Annotated in this window: 13 protein-coding genes; 4 read left to right on the forward strand and 9 right to left on the reverse strand. The window is 71.6% G+C overall.

Translation table 11 applies throughout. The features are described 5' to 3' along the window. Positions 1–34: 34 nt before the first annotated feature. The 4 genes from BW982_RS04780 to BW982_RS18110 all read right to left on the reverse strand — a co-directional run bounded on the left by BW982_RS04780 (position 35) and on the right by BW982_RS18110 (position 4,487). Complete coding sequence (locus tag BW982_RS04780) at positions 35–856, reverse strand: aldo/keto reductase (protein WP_076490895.1); 822 nt, start codon at positions 854–856, stop codon at positions 35–37. Between the two features lie 164 nt (positions 857–1,020). Next, on the reverse strand, positions 1,021–2,817 hold the full coding sequence (locus BW982_RS04785) for a proline--tRNA ligase (protein ID WP_076491868.1): 1,797 nt from the start codon (positions 2,815–2,817) through the stop codon (positions 1,021–1,023). Between the two features lie 33 nt (positions 2,818–2,850). Beyond that, entirely contained in the window at positions 2,851–3,960 is a 1,110-nt protein-coding gene (locus BW982_RS04790) for a hypothetical protein (RefSeq protein WP_076490896.1), read from the reverse strand. After that, positions 3,957–4,487, reverse strand: a complete 531-nt coding sequence (locus tag BW982_RS18110) for an RNA polymerase sigma factor (RefSeq protein WP_175611025.1) — start codon at positions 4,485–4,487, stop codon at positions 3,957–3,959. Before BW982_RS18110 ends, BW982_RS04790 begins: the two co-directional genes overlap by 4 nt. A gap of 105 nt (positions 4,488–4,592) precedes the next feature. On the opposite strand from BW982_RS18110, the gene BW982_RS18115 reads away from it, so the two are divergent. Both BW982_RS18115 and pcp read left to right on the forward strand, forming a co-directional pair. Further along, on the forward strand, positions 4,593–5,417 hold the full coding sequence (locus tag BW982_RS18115; RefSeq protein WP_076490897.1) for a zinc-binding metallopeptidase: 825 nt from the start codon (positions 4,593–4,595) through the stop codon (positions 5,415–5,417). Next, the gene (gene pcp, locus BW982_RS04805) at positions 5,414–6,052 is read left to right on the forward strand and encodes a pyroglutamyl-peptidase I (RefSeq protein ID WP_175611026.1); all 639 of its coding nucleotides are present in this window, start codon (positions 5,414–5,416) and stop codon (positions 6,050–6,052) included. The genes BW982_RS18115 and pcp overlap by 4 nt, the downstream gene beginning before the upstream one ends. Before the next feature lie 6 nt (positions 6,053–6,058). Here pcp and BW982_RS04810 read toward each other — a convergent pair whose 3' ends face one another. Both BW982_RS04810 and ispG read right to left on the reverse strand, forming a co-directional pair. After that, the gene (locus BW982_RS04810) at positions 6,059–7,252 is read right to left on the reverse strand and encodes a benzoate/H(+) symporter BenE family transporter (RefSeq protein WP_076490898.1); all 1,194 of its coding nucleotides are present in this window, start codon (positions 7,250–7,252) and stop codon (positions 6,059–6,061) included. 66 nt (positions 7,253–7,318) lie between these two features. Then, the gene (gene ispG, locus BW982_RS04815; protein ID WP_175611027.1) at positions 7,319–8,470 is read right to left on the reverse strand and encodes a flavodoxin-dependent (E)-4-hydroxy-3-methylbut-2-enyl-diphosphate synthase; all 1,152 of its coding nucleotides are present in this window, start codon (positions 8,468–8,470) and stop codon (positions 7,319–7,321) included. 204 nt (positions 8,471–8,674) lie between these two features. Between ispG and BW982_RS04820 the strand changes: the two genes are divergently transcribed. Beyond that, complete coding sequence (locus BW982_RS04820; protein WP_076490899.1) at positions 8,675–10,576, forward strand: chorismate-binding protein; 1,902 nt, start codon at positions 8,675–8,677, stop codon at positions 10,574–10,576. Between the two features lie 63 nt (positions 10,577–10,639). On the opposite strand, the gene BW982_RS04825 is transcribed toward BW982_RS04820, so the two are convergent. Next, positions 10,640–11,956: a M50 family metallopeptidase gene (locus tag BW982_RS04825; protein ID WP_076490900.1), complete on the reverse strand. Its 1,317-nt coding sequence runs from the start codon at positions 11,954–11,956 to the stop codon at positions 10,640–10,642. Positions 11,957–12,043: 87 nt separating this feature from the next. On the opposite strand from BW982_RS04825, the gene BW982_RS04830 reads away from it, so the two are divergent. Further along, a complete protein-coding gene (locus tag BW982_RS04830; protein ID WP_076491876.1) occupies positions 12,044–13,702 on the forward strand; it encodes a Mur ligase family protein in 1,659 nt (552 codons plus the stop codon). A gap of 52 nt (positions 13,703–13,754) precedes the next feature. On the opposite strand, the gene dxr is transcribed toward BW982_RS04830, so the two are convergent. Further along, positions 13,755–14,837: a 1-deoxy-D-xylulose-5-phosphate reductoisomerase gene (gene dxr, locus BW982_RS04835; RefSeq protein WP_076490901.1), complete on the reverse strand. Its 1,083-nt coding sequence runs from the start codon at positions 14,835–14,837 to the stop codon at positions 13,755–13,757. A 9-nt stretch (positions 14,838–14,846) separates the two neighbouring features. Next, positions 14,847–15,812, reverse strand: a complete 966-nt coding sequence (locus tag BW982_RS04840) for an FKBP-type peptidyl-prolyl cis-trans isomerase (RefSeq protein ID WP_076490902.1) — start codon at positions 15,810–15,812, stop codon at positions 14,847–14,849. Between the last annotated feature and the right edge of the window lie 55 nt (positions 15,813–15,867).

A 15,867-nucleotide genomic window follows, 5' to 3' on the forward strand; every position in this document is an offset into this window, starting at 1 on the left:
GCCATGATAGGCAGGGCCCGGCGGCCCGGCTCCTTCAGTCGAGGTCGGGGTCGCGCCCGGTACGCTCTCCGGTTTCGAGCGTGGCGATCCGCTCGACGTCGTCGTCGTCGAGGGTGAAGTCGAACACGTCGCCGTTCTCGCGCAGCCGATCGAGCGACACCGACTTGGGGAACACGACGAGGCCGCGATCGAGGTGCCATCGGATCACGACCTGCGCGGGCGTCTTGCCGTGGCGCGCCGCGATGTCGGCGAGCACGGGTTCGTCCAGCAGCCCGCCACGCGCGAGGGGAGCCCAGGATTCCGTGACGATGCCGTGCGCGCTGTTCCAGTCGACGAGTTCACGCTGGGGGAACCGCGGGTGCAGCTCGACCTGGTCGATGACCGGCAGCACGCCCGTCTCGTCGCGCAGCCGCTGGATGTGCTTCGGCGAGAAGTTGCTCACGCCGATCGAGGTCGCGCGTCCCTCCTCCCGCAGCCGCACCAGCGCACGCCACGTGTCGACGTAGCGATCGGCGCTGGGGATCGGCCAGTGGATGAGGTAGAGGTCCACGCGATCCAGGCCGAGGCGCTCCAGGCTCGCGTCGAACGCCCGCAGCGTCTCGTCGAACCCCTGGTCGTCGTTCCAGACCTTGGTCGTGACGAAGACGTCGTCGCGTGCGAGGCCGGACGCCCGCACACCTTCGCCGACTTCGCGCTCGTTGCCGTACAGCGCGGCCGTGTCCACGTGTCGGTACCCGGCCGCGAGCGCTCCCGCGACGAGGTCGGCGGTGACCTCGGCGGGCACCTTGTAGGTGCCCACCCCGAGCTGCGGGATCGAGGAGCCGTCGGACAGGGGCACGCGGGGCGCTGCGATCATGGCATCCACGCTATCGCCGCCCGCGGCCGCGGGGTCGCTGCGACTCCGGGCGGCGGCGGGAATCCGCGAGACTGCATCCACCTGACATCCCCACTGCAGCGTGCAGTGGAGTTGTCGGCGGGATGCAGTCTCGCGCAGAACGCCGGGTGCCCGGACCGGGCGCCTCAGCCCTTGAGGCGGGCGACGGCCTCGGCCACCGGGAGCGTCTCGCGCTCGCCCGAGCGACGATCCCACAGCTCGACCTCGCCGTCGGCGGCTCCGCGCCCCACGATGAGGATGCGCGGGATGCCGACGAGCTCGGCGTCGCCGAACTTCACACCGGGCGAGACCTTGGGGCGGTCGTCGTACAGGACGTCGAGACCCGCCGCCTCGAGCTGCTCCGACACGGATGCCGCGAGCTCGAACGCCGCCGCGTCGCGGCCGGTGGCCACCACGTGCACGTCGAACGGCGCGACGGACTCGGGCCAGATGAGACCCTTCGCGTCGTTGTTGAGCTCGGCGATGATCGCGAGGATGCGGGTGACCCCGATGCCGTAGGAGCCCATGGTGACGGTCGCGAGCTTGCCGTTCTCGTCGAGGACCTTGAGGCCCAGGGCCTCGGCGTACTTGCGGCCGAGCTGGAACACGTGCCCGATCTCCATGCCGCGCGCGAGCTCCACCGGACCCGAGCCGTCGGGCGCCGGGTCGCCGGGTCGCACGGTCGCGGCCTCGACGACACCGTCGCCCGAGAAGTCGCGGCCCGCGACGAGCGATTGCACGTGCTTCTGGTCGATGTTGGCGCCGGTGATCCACGCGGTCCCGTCGACCACGCGAGGGTCGAGCAGGTACCGGATGCCGGTCGCCGACTCCTCACCGAGCACGGGGCCCGTGGGCGACCAGGGGCCGATGTAGCCCTTCACCAGCAGCGGGTGCTTCGCGAAATCCGCCTCGGTGGCCGCCTCGACCTCGGCGGGGGCGAACGCCACTTCCACGCGCTTGTCGTCGATGTCGCGGTCGCCGGGGATGCCGACCACGACGATCTCCCGCGTGCCGTCGAGGTGGGTGAGCGCGAGCACGACGTTCTTGAGCGTGTGGGCTGCGGTCCACTCCGTGGCATCCGCCGTCGCCGGTCCCGCGATACCGGGCGCCGGGGCTTCCAGGTGCGCGTTCGCGTGGTCGACGAGGGTCGCGATCGTGGGGGTGTTCGGGGAGTCGAAGACGACCGGCGCGGGCTGTCCGTCGATGGGCAGCGCCGCGGGGACCTCGGTCGTGAACGCCTCGACGTTCGCGGCGTAGCCGCCCGCCGAACGCACGAACGTGTCCTCGCCGATGGGCGTCGGGTGCAGGAACTCCTCCGACTTCGAGCCGCCCATCGCGCCGGCGTCGGCCGCGACGATGACGTACTCGAGACCGAGGCGCTGGAAGATGCGCTCGTACGCGTCGCGCTGCGCCTGGTAGGAGGCATCCAGTCCCGCATCGGTCGCGTCGAACGAGTACGCGTCCTTCATCGTGAACTCGCGGCCCCGCAGAAGACCCGCGCGGGGGCGCGCCTCGTCGCGGTACTTGTCCTGGATCTGGTAGATCGTCAGCGGAAGGTCTTTGTACGACGAGTACAGGTCCTTCACCAGGAGCGTGAACATCTCCTCGTGCGTGGGAGCGAGGAGGTAGTCGGCGCCCTTGCGGTCCTGCAGGCGGAACAGCGCGTCGCCGTACTCCTCCCAGCGGCCGGTGACCTCGTAGGGCTCGCGGGGCAGCAGCGCCGGGAAGTGCACCTCGAACGCCCCGGCGTTCGCCATCTCCTCGCGCACCACCGTCTCGATCTTCGCCTTGACCCTCAGCCCCAGCGGCAGCCACGCGAAGATACCGGGCGCGTTGCGACGGATGTAGCCGGCGCGCACGAGCAGGCGGTGGCTCGTGACCTCGGCATCCGAGGGATCTTCGCGGAGCGTGCGGAGGAAGTAGTTCGAGAGACGGGTGACCACGATCATCGAGTCTAGAGCGGTGGATGCCGCCGCTCATCCGAGCGCGGCGATCACCGCCGCCCCGACCTGCGCCATCTCCTCCTCCGTCATGCTCTGGGTTCCCACCGACAGAGTGTTCGGTCCCGACTGGACCACCAGGAGGGATGCCGTCGAGGTGAAGTCCGGCAGGTACCACGCGGCGTCCGCTCCCGCGACGTCCGTGCGGATGCCCCCGTACCGGGAGATCGCGTCGAGATCCGGTGACGAACCCGGACCGAACATCACATCGACCACCGTGGTCTTCCCCTCGGGCGCGGAGAGGTTGTCCACGGCGCAGTACGCGGCCGCACCGTGTTCGACGAGCAGGTCCCAGTCGAAGCCGTAGGGGTAGTAGTCGCCCCGGTGGTCGACGATGTCGCTCCGCCCTCGGGCGAGGTCGATCGTGTCGCGGATGACGTCGCACTCCGGCACGGTCCAGGCGGCGGCCGGCAGCGGCCGTCCCGCGCCCGGGGAGAGCGCCGCACGCTCCCCCACCGCGTCCGCGAGCGCGGTCAGCTGAGCGGTCGTCGATCCCCAGACCGTGACCGCCGCATCGCCGAAACGCTGGATGTACTGGCAGGAGTACCCGTCGAGGGCGCAGTCCGGCACCACGCCGGCCTGCGACCCGATGTCCGCGGGGACCACCTCCCACGGGAACACCGAGACCCCCACGGCCTGGTGACCGTCGCCCGTGGCCCTCCATTGGCACCGCACTCCGCCGAGGACGCCGGCATCCTGAGAAGACACCCCGTTCGAAAGCGCCATCGGTACCCCGACGATCGCGGAGACCGCGTCATCGTCGAGCACGGCACCGCAGTCCCCGCCGAAGGCGATGGCCGGAACGACCGTGGTCGGTGACGGTGAAGCTGTCGGGGTCGGCGTCGGAGACGGGGTGGGCACCACCGGAGCGACGGTCGCCGTCGGGCTCGGGGTGTTCGCGATCTGCGGGGCCGACAGCGTCGAGGTCGCGACCACTCCCCCGGCGATCGCCACGACCAGGACAGCGGCGATCGATCCCGCGATCCACGCGTTCCGATGCGCGCCGGCGGGGGCGATGTTCCGCGCCCCGTCCACGAGCCGTGCGCGCATCGCCGCGCGCTCGTCCGGAGTCAATTCCTCGTTCATGCCCGTGCCCCTTCCAGGGACGAAAGATCCTCACGCAACCGGGCCTTCGCCCGCGACAGCCGGGACTTCACCGTGCCCGCCGGGACGCCGAGAGCCTCGGCGACCTCGCGCTCGGAGTACCCCTCCAGCACCGACAGCACGATCACCGACTGCTCCCGCTCCGGCAGACGCCTCAACGCCGCCAACACGCCGCTGTCGTCATGATCATGCGACGCCGGCTCCGCCGCCGGTGCCCGATCGAGCAACGCCCGATACCGACGCCCCGACCGCTCCAGGTTCCGTGCGCAGTGCGCGACGGTGTTCACCAACCACGGCAGCGGCGACCCCTCCACCAGCCGCACCGCCGCACGCTTGCGCCACAACTCGAAGAACGCCACCGTCACGGCGTCCTTCGCATCCTCCCGATGCGTCAACAACCGCGACGCATGCCGGAACAACCGCCCCTCGTACCGATCGAACAACCCCGCGAGCGCAAGCTCATCCCCCTGGCGCACCCGGACCCACAGCCCGGCGTCGTCATCTTCCACACCTCGTAGTGTCCGCGACGCGGGGATCGGTTCCCGCCCGCCGGGCCGATTCGATAACGAAACGACAACGGCCTTCGGTGCCGATCGACGACCTAGGGTGAGGGGATGCGTCCCCGTTGGATCGCCCTGCTGAGCGCCTCGATCGCCGTCCTGGTCGGCGTGATGACGTGGGTGGCGATCGGCGCTGGAATCGGTGTAGGGAATGCGCTCGGTGGGCTCGGGCGGGAACGCGCCGAGGCCTCGGCGGAGTTCACGACGACCGACTCCTTCACCGTCGCGACGGACGCCACGCTCACGCCGCGACCGGACGGGCGCTCCAGCCGGGTCTGGAACGAGCTCCTCCGCGTGACGACGCCGGAGTTCGCGGCCTCCGAGATCACGGAGTATCAGACCGGCGACGACCCCGACAGCGACACCCTCGCCTACGTCGCGAGCGCCGCGGACCCGACGAAGTGGGTGTTCGCGGCGAACCTCGCCTACGCCGACGACCGCGACCTGCTGCTGACGACGCTCGTCCACGAGTACGCGCACATGCTGAGCCTCGGCGCGGACGACACGGACTCCTCGGCTGTGGACTGCGACACCGAGTGGGCGGGAGCGGGATGCCTGCTCCCCGACTCCGACCTGCAGCGCTTCGCCGACCGGTTCTGGTCCGGGTACACCGACGCCCCCGCACGTGACAACGTCGACGCCGACGTGGCGTGGGACTTCTACCAGGCGCACGAAGACGAATTCGTCAGCGACTACGCCGCCACGAACGTCTCCGAGGACTTCGCCGAGACGTTCGCCGGCTACGTGATCGAACCGGACGTGGATGCCATCGGCTCGGTGATCGGGCGCAAGTTCGCCTTCTTCGACGCGCTGCCGGAATACGCCTCCGCGCGCGAACGCATCCGGGCCGAGTTCGACCTCGACGGGAGGAACGGGTGACGACGATCCTCCTCACGGGCTTCGAGCCCTTCGCCGGTGACGCGACCAACCCGTCCGGGGATGCCGTGCGCCTCGTCGCCGAACGGTGGACGGGGCCCGCGAGACTCGTCGTCGCCGTGCTGCCGGTGGAGTTCGCCGCGGCCTCCGAGCGCGTGCGCGCGCTGATCCACGCGCACTCCCCCGATGTCGTCGTGGCCGTCGGCCTCGCGGGCGGACGGACGGCCCTCACCCCGGAGCGGGTCGCCATCAACCTCGCGGACGCGCGGATCCCCGACAACGTCGGCGATCAGCCCCTCGACCACCCGGTCGTCGCGGGCGCCCCCGCCGCGTACTTCGCCACTCTTCCCGTGAAGGCGATGACCGCGGCGATCGCCGCCGCGGGGATCCCGGCATCCCTCTCCCACTCCGCGGGCACGTTCGTGTGCAACCACGTGATGTTCACGGCGCTCCACGAGACGGCCGCCGCCCCCGGCGTCCGGGCCGGATTCATCCACGTGCCGTACGCGAACGACCACGCCCCCGACGGCGCGACATCGCTCCCCCTCGCGGACATCGCACGCGGGCTCGAGGCGGCGCTCCGTGCCGCGATCGACACCCCCGTGGACGTCGCTGTGCCCGGAGGCGCGCTGCACTAGCGGCGATCAGGCGGCGCGCCGCCGCCCGACGTGCAGCACCGTGCGCACGACCAGACCGGCCAGCAGCGCCCAGAACGCCGCGCTCACCCCGGCCACCGCGACGCCGGAGGCCGCGACGAGGAACGTCACGACCGCGGGCATCCGCTCGCCGGGGTCGTCGATCGCCTGCTGCACCGCCGAACCGAACGCGGCGAAGAGCGCGACGCCCGCGACGGCGGGGATGACCCCGGCCGGTGCCAGCAGGACCAGCGCGGCGAACGCCGACGACAGGGCCGCGAGCACGAGGTACGACCCGCCGGCCGAGATGCTCGCGAGCCACCGGCGCCGGGGGTCGGGATGCGAATCCGGTCCGGCCGCGATGGCGGCGCTGATGGCCCCCAGGTTGATGGCGTGTGCGCCGGCGGTGGCGCCGAGCGCCGAGCCGACGCCCGTGACGATCATCGCCGGACGCCACGGCACCGTGTATCCGAGACTGCGCATCACGGCGACGCCCGGCACGTTCTGCGATGCCATGGTCACCACGAACAGGGGCAGCCCGATGCCGACGACCGAGCCGAGGGTCAGGGTGGGCATCACGAACTCGACGCGCGGGATCAGAGTGGACGGGTCCACCTGGGCGCCGGAGCGGGCGATCCCGACGACGATGACGGCCGTGGCGGCCACGAACGCCAGCGGCACGGCCCAGCGCGGCAGCAGCCGCGCCGCGATGAGCCACACGACGAGCACCGGGGCGACGCCCCACGGGTCCGAGACGAGGCCGGTGAACGGCGCGACGCACAACGGCAGCAGCACACCCGCCAGCATCGCCTGCGCGATGGACGGGGGGATGCGGGCGATGAGGGCGCCGAGCGGGGGGAAGAAGCCCGCCAGCAGGATGAGCGCCGCCGACACCAGGAACCCGCCGACGACCGCCGGCCATCCTCCGTCGACCGCACCGGTGGCGGCGAGGAGGGCGACGCCGGGCGTGGACCACGCGATCGTGATCGGCATCCGGTACCGCGCCCCGACGAACAGGCATCCGAGTCCGACCACGACGCACAGGGCGAGGAGCCCGCTGGCGGCCTGATCCGCGGTCGCGCCGACCGCGCGGAGGCCCGTGAGCACCACGGCGAACGTGCTCGTGAACCCCACGAGCGCGGTGACGACCCCGGCGATGAGGGGGCGGGACGCGGGCGCGTCGTCGGCGAGGGAAGCAGTCATACGGCTTCCGACGCTAGCGGGTCCGGCGCACGCCGGATGCGGGCCACCGCCGCACGGGTGGACCCGTCAGGCCGTGATGACCTGCGCGGTCCCGGGCGCGGCGTTCGGGCCCATCTCGTCGGCGAGGCGGTTGGCCTCTTCGATGAGCGTCTGGACGATGTCGGCCTCGGGCACGGTCTTGATGACCTGGCCCTTGACGAAGATCTGGCCCTTGCCGTTGCCGGACGCGACACCGAGATCGGCCTCGCGCGCCTCGCCGGGGCCGTTCACGACGCAGCCCATGACGGCGACGCGCAGCGGCACGGTCATGTCCTTCAGGCCCTCGGTCACGTTGTCCGCGAGGCTGTACACGTCGACCTGGGCACGGCCGCAGGACGGGCACGAGACGATCTCGAGCTTGCGCTCACGCAAGTTCAGCGACTGCAGGATCTGGTGACCGACCTTGACCTCCTCGGCCGGGGGTGCCGACAGCGAGACGCGGATGGTGTCGCCGATGCCCTCGGAGAGCAGGATGCCGAAGGCGGTCGCGCTCTTGATGGTGCCCTGGAACGCGGGACCCGCCTCGGTCACACCGAGATGCAGGGGCCAGTCGCCCCGCTCCGCGAGCAGGCGGTAGGCCTTCACCATGACGATCGGGTCGTTGTGCTTGACGGAGATCTTGAAGTCGTGGAAGTCGTGCTCCTCGAACAGCGAGGCCTCCCACACCGCGCTCTCCACGAGCGCCTCGGGGGTGGCCTTGCCGTACTTCTCGAGCAGGCGGCGGTCGAGAGACCCGGCGTTCACGCCGATGCGCAGCGACACCCCGGCATCCTTCGCCGCCTTGGCGATCGCGCCGACCTGGTCGTCGAACTTGCGGATGTTGCCCGGGTTCACGCGCACCGCACCGCAGCCGGCGTCGATCGCCTGGAAGACGTACTTCGGCTGGAAGTGGATGTCGGCGATGACCGGGATCTGGCTCTTCTTTGCGATGATGTGCAGCACGTCGGCGTCGTCCTGCGACGGCACCGCCACGCGCACGATCTCGCAGCCGGATGCCGTGAGCTCGGCGATCTGCTGCAGGGTGGCGTTGATGTTGGTGGTCGGCGTCGTCGTCATCGACTGGACGCTCACGGGGGCGTCACCGCCGACGAGCACCTTGCCGACCTTGATCTGACGGGTCTTGCGACGAGGCGCGAGGACCTCCGGCACGCGGGGCATCCCGATGTTCACTGCAGGCACGCGCCCAGCCTACGCCGCTGCACCCGGGCGGGGGCTGAGGGCCGCTCTGTGATAAATTCGGCGCCATGCGCGCGTATACCGGCTGGTGGCCCACCGTCTAGGCGGTGAGCACGCGTGCGACAGACCGCCCTCCCTCGGGATCGGGGCGGTCTTCGTGTTTCCGGCGGCCGCTCCGGACCTTCGATCACTGACGGAAGTACTTCGATGACCGGGCCCGACCCCTCTTCCCTGATCCACGACCTCCTCGCGAGCGACGCGCCCTTCGCGTTGATCGCCCGCGACGATTCGACGGTCGAGGTGCTCACCGGCACCGTCGTCGACGTGGAGCTGCTGGCCGACATCCCGCTCGTCGACGCCGACGGGACACCCCGCGAGGTCCTCGCGCTCGTCCCCTACCGTCAGGTGCGCGAACGCGGGTTCGTCTGCCACGACGACGGAGCGCCGCTGCGCTGTCTCGTGATCGAGGAACGGATGCCACTCCCCCGCGCCGAGGTGATGGCATCCCTCCCCTCCACTCCCGTCGCGCTGGAGGCCGCCGGTTTCGACATCGACGACGAGGCGTACGCCGACATCGTGCGCCGGGTGATCGCCGACGAGATCGGGCGCGGCGAGGGGGCGAACTTCGTCATCCGTCGCGACTTCGTCGCCGGTGTCGACGCCGATCCCCGTGTCGCCGCGCTGACCTGGTTCCGGGCGCTCCTCGAGCACGAGAAGGGCGCGTACTGGACCTTCGCGATCGTGACGCCGGGGCATGTCGCCGTCGGCGCGAGCCCTGAGGCGCATGTCAGCGCCCGCGACGGCATCGTGACCATGAACCCCATCTCGGGCACGTTCCGCCATCCGCAGGGCGGCGCCACGGCCGAGACGCTCGCGGAGTTCCTGCGCTCGACCAAGGAGACCGAGGAGCTCTTCATGGTCGTCGACGAGGAGCTGAAGATGATGAGCGCCGTCTGCAGCGACGGCGGCCGCATCACGGGGCCTCATCTCAAGGAGATGTCGCGCCTCACGCACACCGAGTACATGCTCCGTGGGCGCAGCACCCTCGATCCCCGCGACATCCTGCGCGAGACGATGTTCGCGCCCACCGTGACCGGCTCTCCGATGCAGAACGCGTGCACGGTGATCGCCCGCCACGAGACGACGCCGCGCGGCTACTACTCCGGTGTCGCCGCCCTCTTCACGCCGAACGGTGCGACCGAGGGCCCGACGCACGACCTGGACGCACCGATCCTCATCCGCACCGCCTACCTCGTCGACGGGCGCCTCCGCGTGCCGGTGGGGGCGACGCTCGTGCGCCATTCCGACCCGTACGGCGAGGTCGGCGAGACGCACGGCAAGGCCGCCGGCGTCCTCGGCGCGATCGGGGCGATCCCCCGCGACGCGGCCCCGGCCGCCGCCCCCGACGCCGACCCCGACGCCCCGGTCGCGCCGCGTCGGCCGCTCGCCGAGGACCCCGCCATCGCCGAGCTGCTGGCCTCCCGCAACGAACGTCTCGCGCCGTTCTGGTTGAACCCGCAGGACCCCGACGACTCCGGCCCGTTCGCTGGCCGCACCGCGCTCGTGGTGGACGCCGAAGACCGCTTCACGACGATGCTCGCGCACCAGCTGCGCCACCTGGGCCTGGACGCCCGCATCGTGCACTGGTCCGCGGCGGCCGACGCGGATGTGGATGCCGCCGACCTCGTCGTCGCGGGCCCCGGCCCCGGCGACCCGCGCGACGGCGACAGCGCCCGCATCGCCGCCATGCACCGGGTGGTCGCCCGACGCCGCTCGCGGCGCGCTCCGCTGCTCGCCGTGTGTCTGAGCCATCAGATCCTCGCCGACCAGCTGGGTCTCGGGCTCGCGCCGCTCCCCCAGCCGCACCAGGGGCTGCAGAAGAGCGTCGACGTGTTCGGCGAGCCGGCGTCGATCGGGTTCTACAACACCTTCACGGCGCGGATGCCCGCGGTCGTGCCGGACGGCGTCGAGATCGCGGCGGACCCCGAGACCGGGGACGTCTACGCGCTGCGCGGCGACCACGTCTCGAGCGTGCAGGGGCACCTCGAGTCGATCCTGTCGCGCGACGGCATGCGGACGCTGGAACGCCTGATCTCCGCCGCGCTCTAAGATCCGGCCCGCTCCGTCGTCACTCGACGCCGCGCCGCGCTTCCGCGGGAGTCGTGCCGCGCGCTACAGCAGCTGCACCGGGTTGAAGACGTCGGCGAGGAACAGGATGCCGCCCATCCCGACGAGCAGGATGACCACCACGAAGGTCACGGGCACGAGCTTGGTGGCATCCACCGGTCGGGCGACCTTGCCGCGCACGCGAGCGAACCAGCGCTTGATGCCGTCCCACAGCGCCACCACGACGTGGCCGCCGTCCAGCGGCAGGAGCGGGATGAGGTTGAAGACGAACAGCGCGATGTTCAGCGACGCGAGCAGGGCGACGATCGACTGCACGCGGGCGAGGATCGGCGCGTCGACGGCGGCGAACTCGCCCGCGAGGCGTCCGGCACCCACGACGCTGAGCGGGCCGTTGGGGTCGCGCGGCTGACCGGTGAACAGGTCCACCGCGGTGTCGTAGACGCGCACGGGCAGCTGAGACATGATCTGCGCGACCTGGCCGACCTGCTGGATCGTCGCCTCGGGTCCGGCCCAGATCGGCTGCGGGACCAGCGCCGCCCGCGGGCGCACGCCGGCGAAACCGACCGTCTCGAACTCGGGGGCGCCGGACGCGTCCAGCACCGGGCGGCCGTCGGCGTCGGTCACCGCGCGATCGGACGTCGCCGGGGTGATCGTCACGGTCTGCTGCGCGCCGTCGCGCTCGATGACGACGGGCAGCGCCTGCCCCGGCGAGCGCTGGATGATCGCGGCAGCCTCGTCGAAGGTGGAGACGGGGGTGCCGCCGACCGACACGAGCACGTCACCGGGAAGGATGCCGGCGGCCGCCGCCGGTGCGACGGGATCGGTCGACGTGCAGTCCGTGCGGTCGTCGCTCGCGGGGATGACGCACTGCGAGACCGACGCGACGGTCGTGGTGCCCTGCGTCACGCCGATGGCGCTCACGGCGATCGCCGACAGCACGAAGGCGAGGATGAGGTTCATCACCGGGCCACCGAGCATGATGATGATCCGCTTGCCGACGGGGAGTTTGTAGAAGACGCGGTCGGTCCCGGCGATCATCGTCTCGGCGTTGGCGTCGCGCGCGTCCTGGATCATCGTCGCGAACAGTCGCGAGCGACGCGTGGGCGGGGCCTCCCCCTCCGGCGCGGGCGGGTACATGCCCGACATCGAGATGAATCCGCCCAGCGGCAGCAGCTTGAACCCGTACTCGGTCTCGCCGATGCGACGCGACCACAGCGTGGGACCGAACCCGATCATGTACTGGCCGACGCGCACGCCGAACAGCTTCGCGGGCAGGAGGTGCCCGATCTCGTGCAGGGCGATCGAGACGGCCAGGCCGATCACGAGCACGAGCACGCCGATGAGGAAGGCGATCGCGGTCACCCGCCGACGATACCGCCGCCGCCCTTGGAACCTGCCGTGCGGCGCCGATGCGGGGCCTGTGCGGGCTCGGATGAGACAATGACGGGGATGCCGATCGACACGCCTTCCCACCTCCCGCCCGTCCTCCGACCGGAGCACCCGCCGCGCCGCGAACTCGCGGAGCTGGCCCGCCGTTTCGGCGAGCGCAGCATCGGCGACGTCGAGGGCACCGTCCTCACCGGCATCACGCTGGCCACGGCGGATCTCCGCGCCGGTGAGGCGTTCGTCGCGATCCGCGGCGTCAACCGGCACGGCGCGGAGTTCGCCGCCGCCGCCGCCGAACGCGGTGCCGTCGCCGTCGTGACCGACGAGGCGGGCGCCGAGATCGCCGCGTCCGCCGGACTCCCGATCGTCGTCGTCGCCGACCCGCGAGCTCTCCTGGGCGACCTGTCGGCATGGGTCTACGGCACGGGTCCCGACGACGAGCTGCCGCAGCTGCTGGCGACGACCGGCACCAACGGCAAGACGAGCGTGTCGCACCTGCTCGAAGGCATCCTGGGTCAACTGGGGGTCGTCACGGGCCTGTCGTCCACGGCCGAGCGTCACATCGCGGGCGAGGTCATCGTGTCGCGGCTGACCACGCCGGAGGCATCCGAGTTCCACGCTCTTCTCGCGCTCATGCGCGAACGCGGCGTCGAGGCCGTCGCCGTCGAGGTCAGCGCGCAGGCGCTCACCCGGCACCGGGTCGACGGGCTGATGTTCGACGTCGCCGGTTTCACCAACCTCACGCACGACCACCTCGACGACTACGCCGACATGCGCGAGTACTTCGAGGCGAAGCTGCCGCTGTTCCGGTCGGACCGGTCGCGCCGCGGTGTCGTGTGCCTCGATTCCCCGGCGGGTGCCGAGATCGCGGCGCGCGCGGACATCCCCGTGGTCACGATCGTCACGCCCGCGATCGCCGCGGACCCGGCCGCCGAGGCCGACTGGACGGTCGACATCGTCGAAGAGCGCCAGGACGGCACGGAGTTCACCCTCCGCGACCGGTCGGGCCGCTCGCTCACCACCGTCGTCCCCGTGATCGGACGGCACATGGCCGCCAATGCGGGCCTCGCGATCGTCATGCTGCTGGAGGCCGGTCACCCCTGGGAGGCGCTGACCGACGCCCTCGACGGCGGCCGGATCGCGGCATCCCTGCCGGGTCGCACGCAGCTGGTCTCGGGTCCCGAGGGTCCGGCGGTGTACGTCGACTTCGGCCACTCCCCCGATGCGTTCGAGAAGACGCTCGCCGCGGTGCGGCGCGTCACCCCCGGCCGCGTCGTGATGCTCTTCGGCGCCGACGGCGACCGTGACGCGACGAAGCGCCACGACATGGGCCGGACGGCCGTGGAGGGCAGCGACGTCCTGATCGTCACCGACCACCACCCCCGGAACGAGAATCCGGATGCCATCCGCGAGGTGCTCGTGGAAGGCGCGCGGCGCGCGCGGCCCGACGCCGAGATCCACGAGTTCACCCCGCCCGAGCGGGCGATCCTCGAGGCGGTCGCGCTCGTCGGCGAGGGTGACGCGATCCTGTGGGCCGGCCCCGGCCACCAGGACTACCGGGACATCCGCGGCGTGCGTACGCCGTACTCCGCCCGCGAGCTCTCGCGTCGCGCCCTGCGCGCCGCCGGGTGGCCGGTGCCCGACCCGCAGTGGCCCGTGCCGTATCCGCTCGCCTCGACGCCGTCGTCCGACCCCGAGCGCCCCGTCGACTTCCCCGCCTGACCCCGGCCCCCGCACTCGCGTCCCACGGGAGCCGACCGAGCGGCGGGACGGGTCAGAGCGCGGCGATGACCGCGTCGGCGGTGCGCCGGGCCCACGACTCCGCCTCCGCGAGCGACTCGCGGGTGAGCGACGCGGGAGCCTCGTGCCGCTCCACGACCCTCTCGATGACCTCGACGATGCCGAGGAAGCTCAGACGCCCCTCGTGGAACGCGTCCACCGCCTGCTCGTTCGCGGCGTTGAACACCGCCGGGTAGGTGCCCCCGGCGCGCCCGACGCGCTTGGCCAGGGCGACGGAGCCGAAAGCCTTCTCGTCGAGCGGCTCGAACGTCCACTGCGTCGCGGTCGTCCAGTCCAGCGGCACCCCGACGCCCGAGATCCGGTGGGGCCAGTCGAGGCCCAGCGAGATGGGGAGGCGCATGTCGGGCGGCGACGCCTGAGCGATGGTCGATCCGTCGAGGAACTCGACCATCGAGTGCACGATCGACTGCGGATGCACGACGACGTCGATGCGCTCGTACGGCACATCGAACAGCAGGTGCGCCTCGATTACCTCGAGACCCTTGTTGACCAGAGTGGCGGAGTTGGTCGTGACGACCCGCCCCATGTCCCACGTCGGGTGCGCGAGCGCCTGCGCGGGCGTCACATCGGCGAGGTCGTCTCTCGAGCGCCCCCGGAAGGGCCCACCGGATGCCGTGAGGACGAGTCGCCTGACCTCGCCGGGTTCGCCCGACCGCAGCGCCTGCGCGATGGCGGAGTGCTCGGAGTCGACCGGCACGATCTGCCCGGGGGCCGCGAGCCGTGTGACGAGGGCGCCACCGACGATCAACGATTCCTTGTTCGCCAGGGCGAGGGTGCGCCCGGCCTCGAGCGCCGCGAGGGTGGGGCCGAGTCCCACCGATCCCGTGATGCCGTTGAGCACCACGTCGGCGGGGAGGTCGCGGACGAGCTGCTCGGCCTCGACGGCGCCCAGGGCGATGTCATCGACCCCGAACTCCGCAGCCTGGGCATCGACGCCGGCGCGGTCCGTCCCCGCGGCCAGTCCCACCACTTCGAAGCGGTCGGGGTTGGCGCGGATGACGTCGAGCGCCTGGGTGCCGATCGAACCTGTGGAGCCGAGGATGACGACGCGACGCATCCGCTCAGCCTACTGACCGGTGGCAGCCGCGTGCTGGACTCCGAGGATGTCGACGACGAAGACGAGCGGGGCGTTCGCGGGGATGCTCCCCTGGCCCTGGTCGCCGTAGCCGTCCGAGGCCGGCATGACGACGAGGACCTGGGAACCGACCGTCTGGCCCTCCAACGCCTTGCGGAAGCCGGGGACGACGCCGGTGGTGGCGAACTCCGCGGGGGTCCCGCTGGTCCAGCTGGAGTCGAAGACGGTGCCGTCGTCGTAGAGCGCGCCGGTGTACTGGACGATCACCTGGTCGCCGGGGTTCACGACGTCGCCGTCGCCCTGGCGCAGGTTGACGACACGCGTCTCCGTCGGCGCCGGCGCACCGGTCATCGTGATGGTCGGGGCGCCCTTGTCGTCGAAGGTCACGGTGGGCATGCCCTCGGCGGGCGCGACCTCGGTGCCGGTGGCACGGGTGGGGAGCTCCTCGATGGCGTCGGCGACGAGGAGGAACGCGGGCGATCCCTCGCCCAGCACGCCCGCGGGGAAGGCGGACACGGTGCGCGAACCGATGGTCGCGCACTCCAGGGCCGCACCGAAGATCTGCTGCGACGAGATCAGGGTGTCCATCCCGTCGGGCTCGGTGCTCTGGGTCTCGAGCTGCACCTCACCGGTGGTGGCGTCCACGAGGGTGAAGTTCGCCTTCAGGACGTCGCCGGCCCGCACCTGCTGACCCGAGCCCTCGACGAGCGTGGTGCGCTCGAGCCCACCGGGCGTGTACCCGTCCGGGAGCTTCACCTCGACCTTGCCCTGGAAGTCTCCCGACACCTGGACGTCGCTCGACACCTCTCCCTGGGACAGCGCGCTCTGGCACGCCCCGGCGTCGGCCGAACCGCTGGCATCCGGGGTGGGACTGTCCGGGGACGAACCCGTGCACCCCGCCAGGAGGAGCACCGCGGCGGCGGCGACGGACAGGGAAGCGATCGGGCGGATGCGCACGGCAGACCTCTCGGAGACGACGGGAATCGGTCCATCATCCCCCATGCGGCTTTGG

The sequence above is a fragment of the Microbacterium sp. RURRCA19A genome (assembly GCF_900156455.1).
Taxonomy (GTDB): domain Bacteria; phylum Actinomycetota; class Actinomycetes; order Actinomycetales; family Microbacteriaceae; genus Microbacterium.

Excerpts from the sequence above, each read along its gene's own strand:
- BW982_RS04820 (WP_076490899.1), top strand. The coding sequence starts at position 8,675 with ATGACCGGGCCCGACCCCTCTTCCCTGATCCACGACCTCCTCGCGAGC.
- BW982_RS04810 (WP_076490898.1), bottom strand. The coding sequence starts at position 7,252 with ATGACTGCTTCCCTCGCCGACGACGCGCCCGCGTCCCGCCCCCTCATC.
- BW982_RS04780 (WP_076490895.1), bottom strand. The coding sequence starts at position 856 with ATGATCGCAGCGCCCCGCGTGCCCCTGTCCGACGGCTCCTCGATCCCG.
- dxr (WP_076490901.1), bottom strand. The coding sequence starts at position 14,837 with ATGCGTCGCGTCGTCATCCTCGGCTCCACAGGTTCGATCGGCACCCAG.
- BW982_RS18115 (WP_076490897.1), top strand. The coding sequence starts at position 4,593 with ATGCGTCCCCGTTGGATCGCCCTGCTGAGCGCCTCGATCGCCGTCCTG.
- BW982_RS04830 (WP_076491876.1), top strand. The coding sequence starts at position 12,044 with ATGCCGATCGACACGCCTTCCCACCTCCCGCCCGTCCTCCGACCGGAG.
- BW982_RS04790 (WP_076490896.1), bottom strand. The coding sequence starts at position 3,960 with ATGAACGAGGAATTGACTCCGGACGAGCGCGCGGCGATGCGCGCACGG.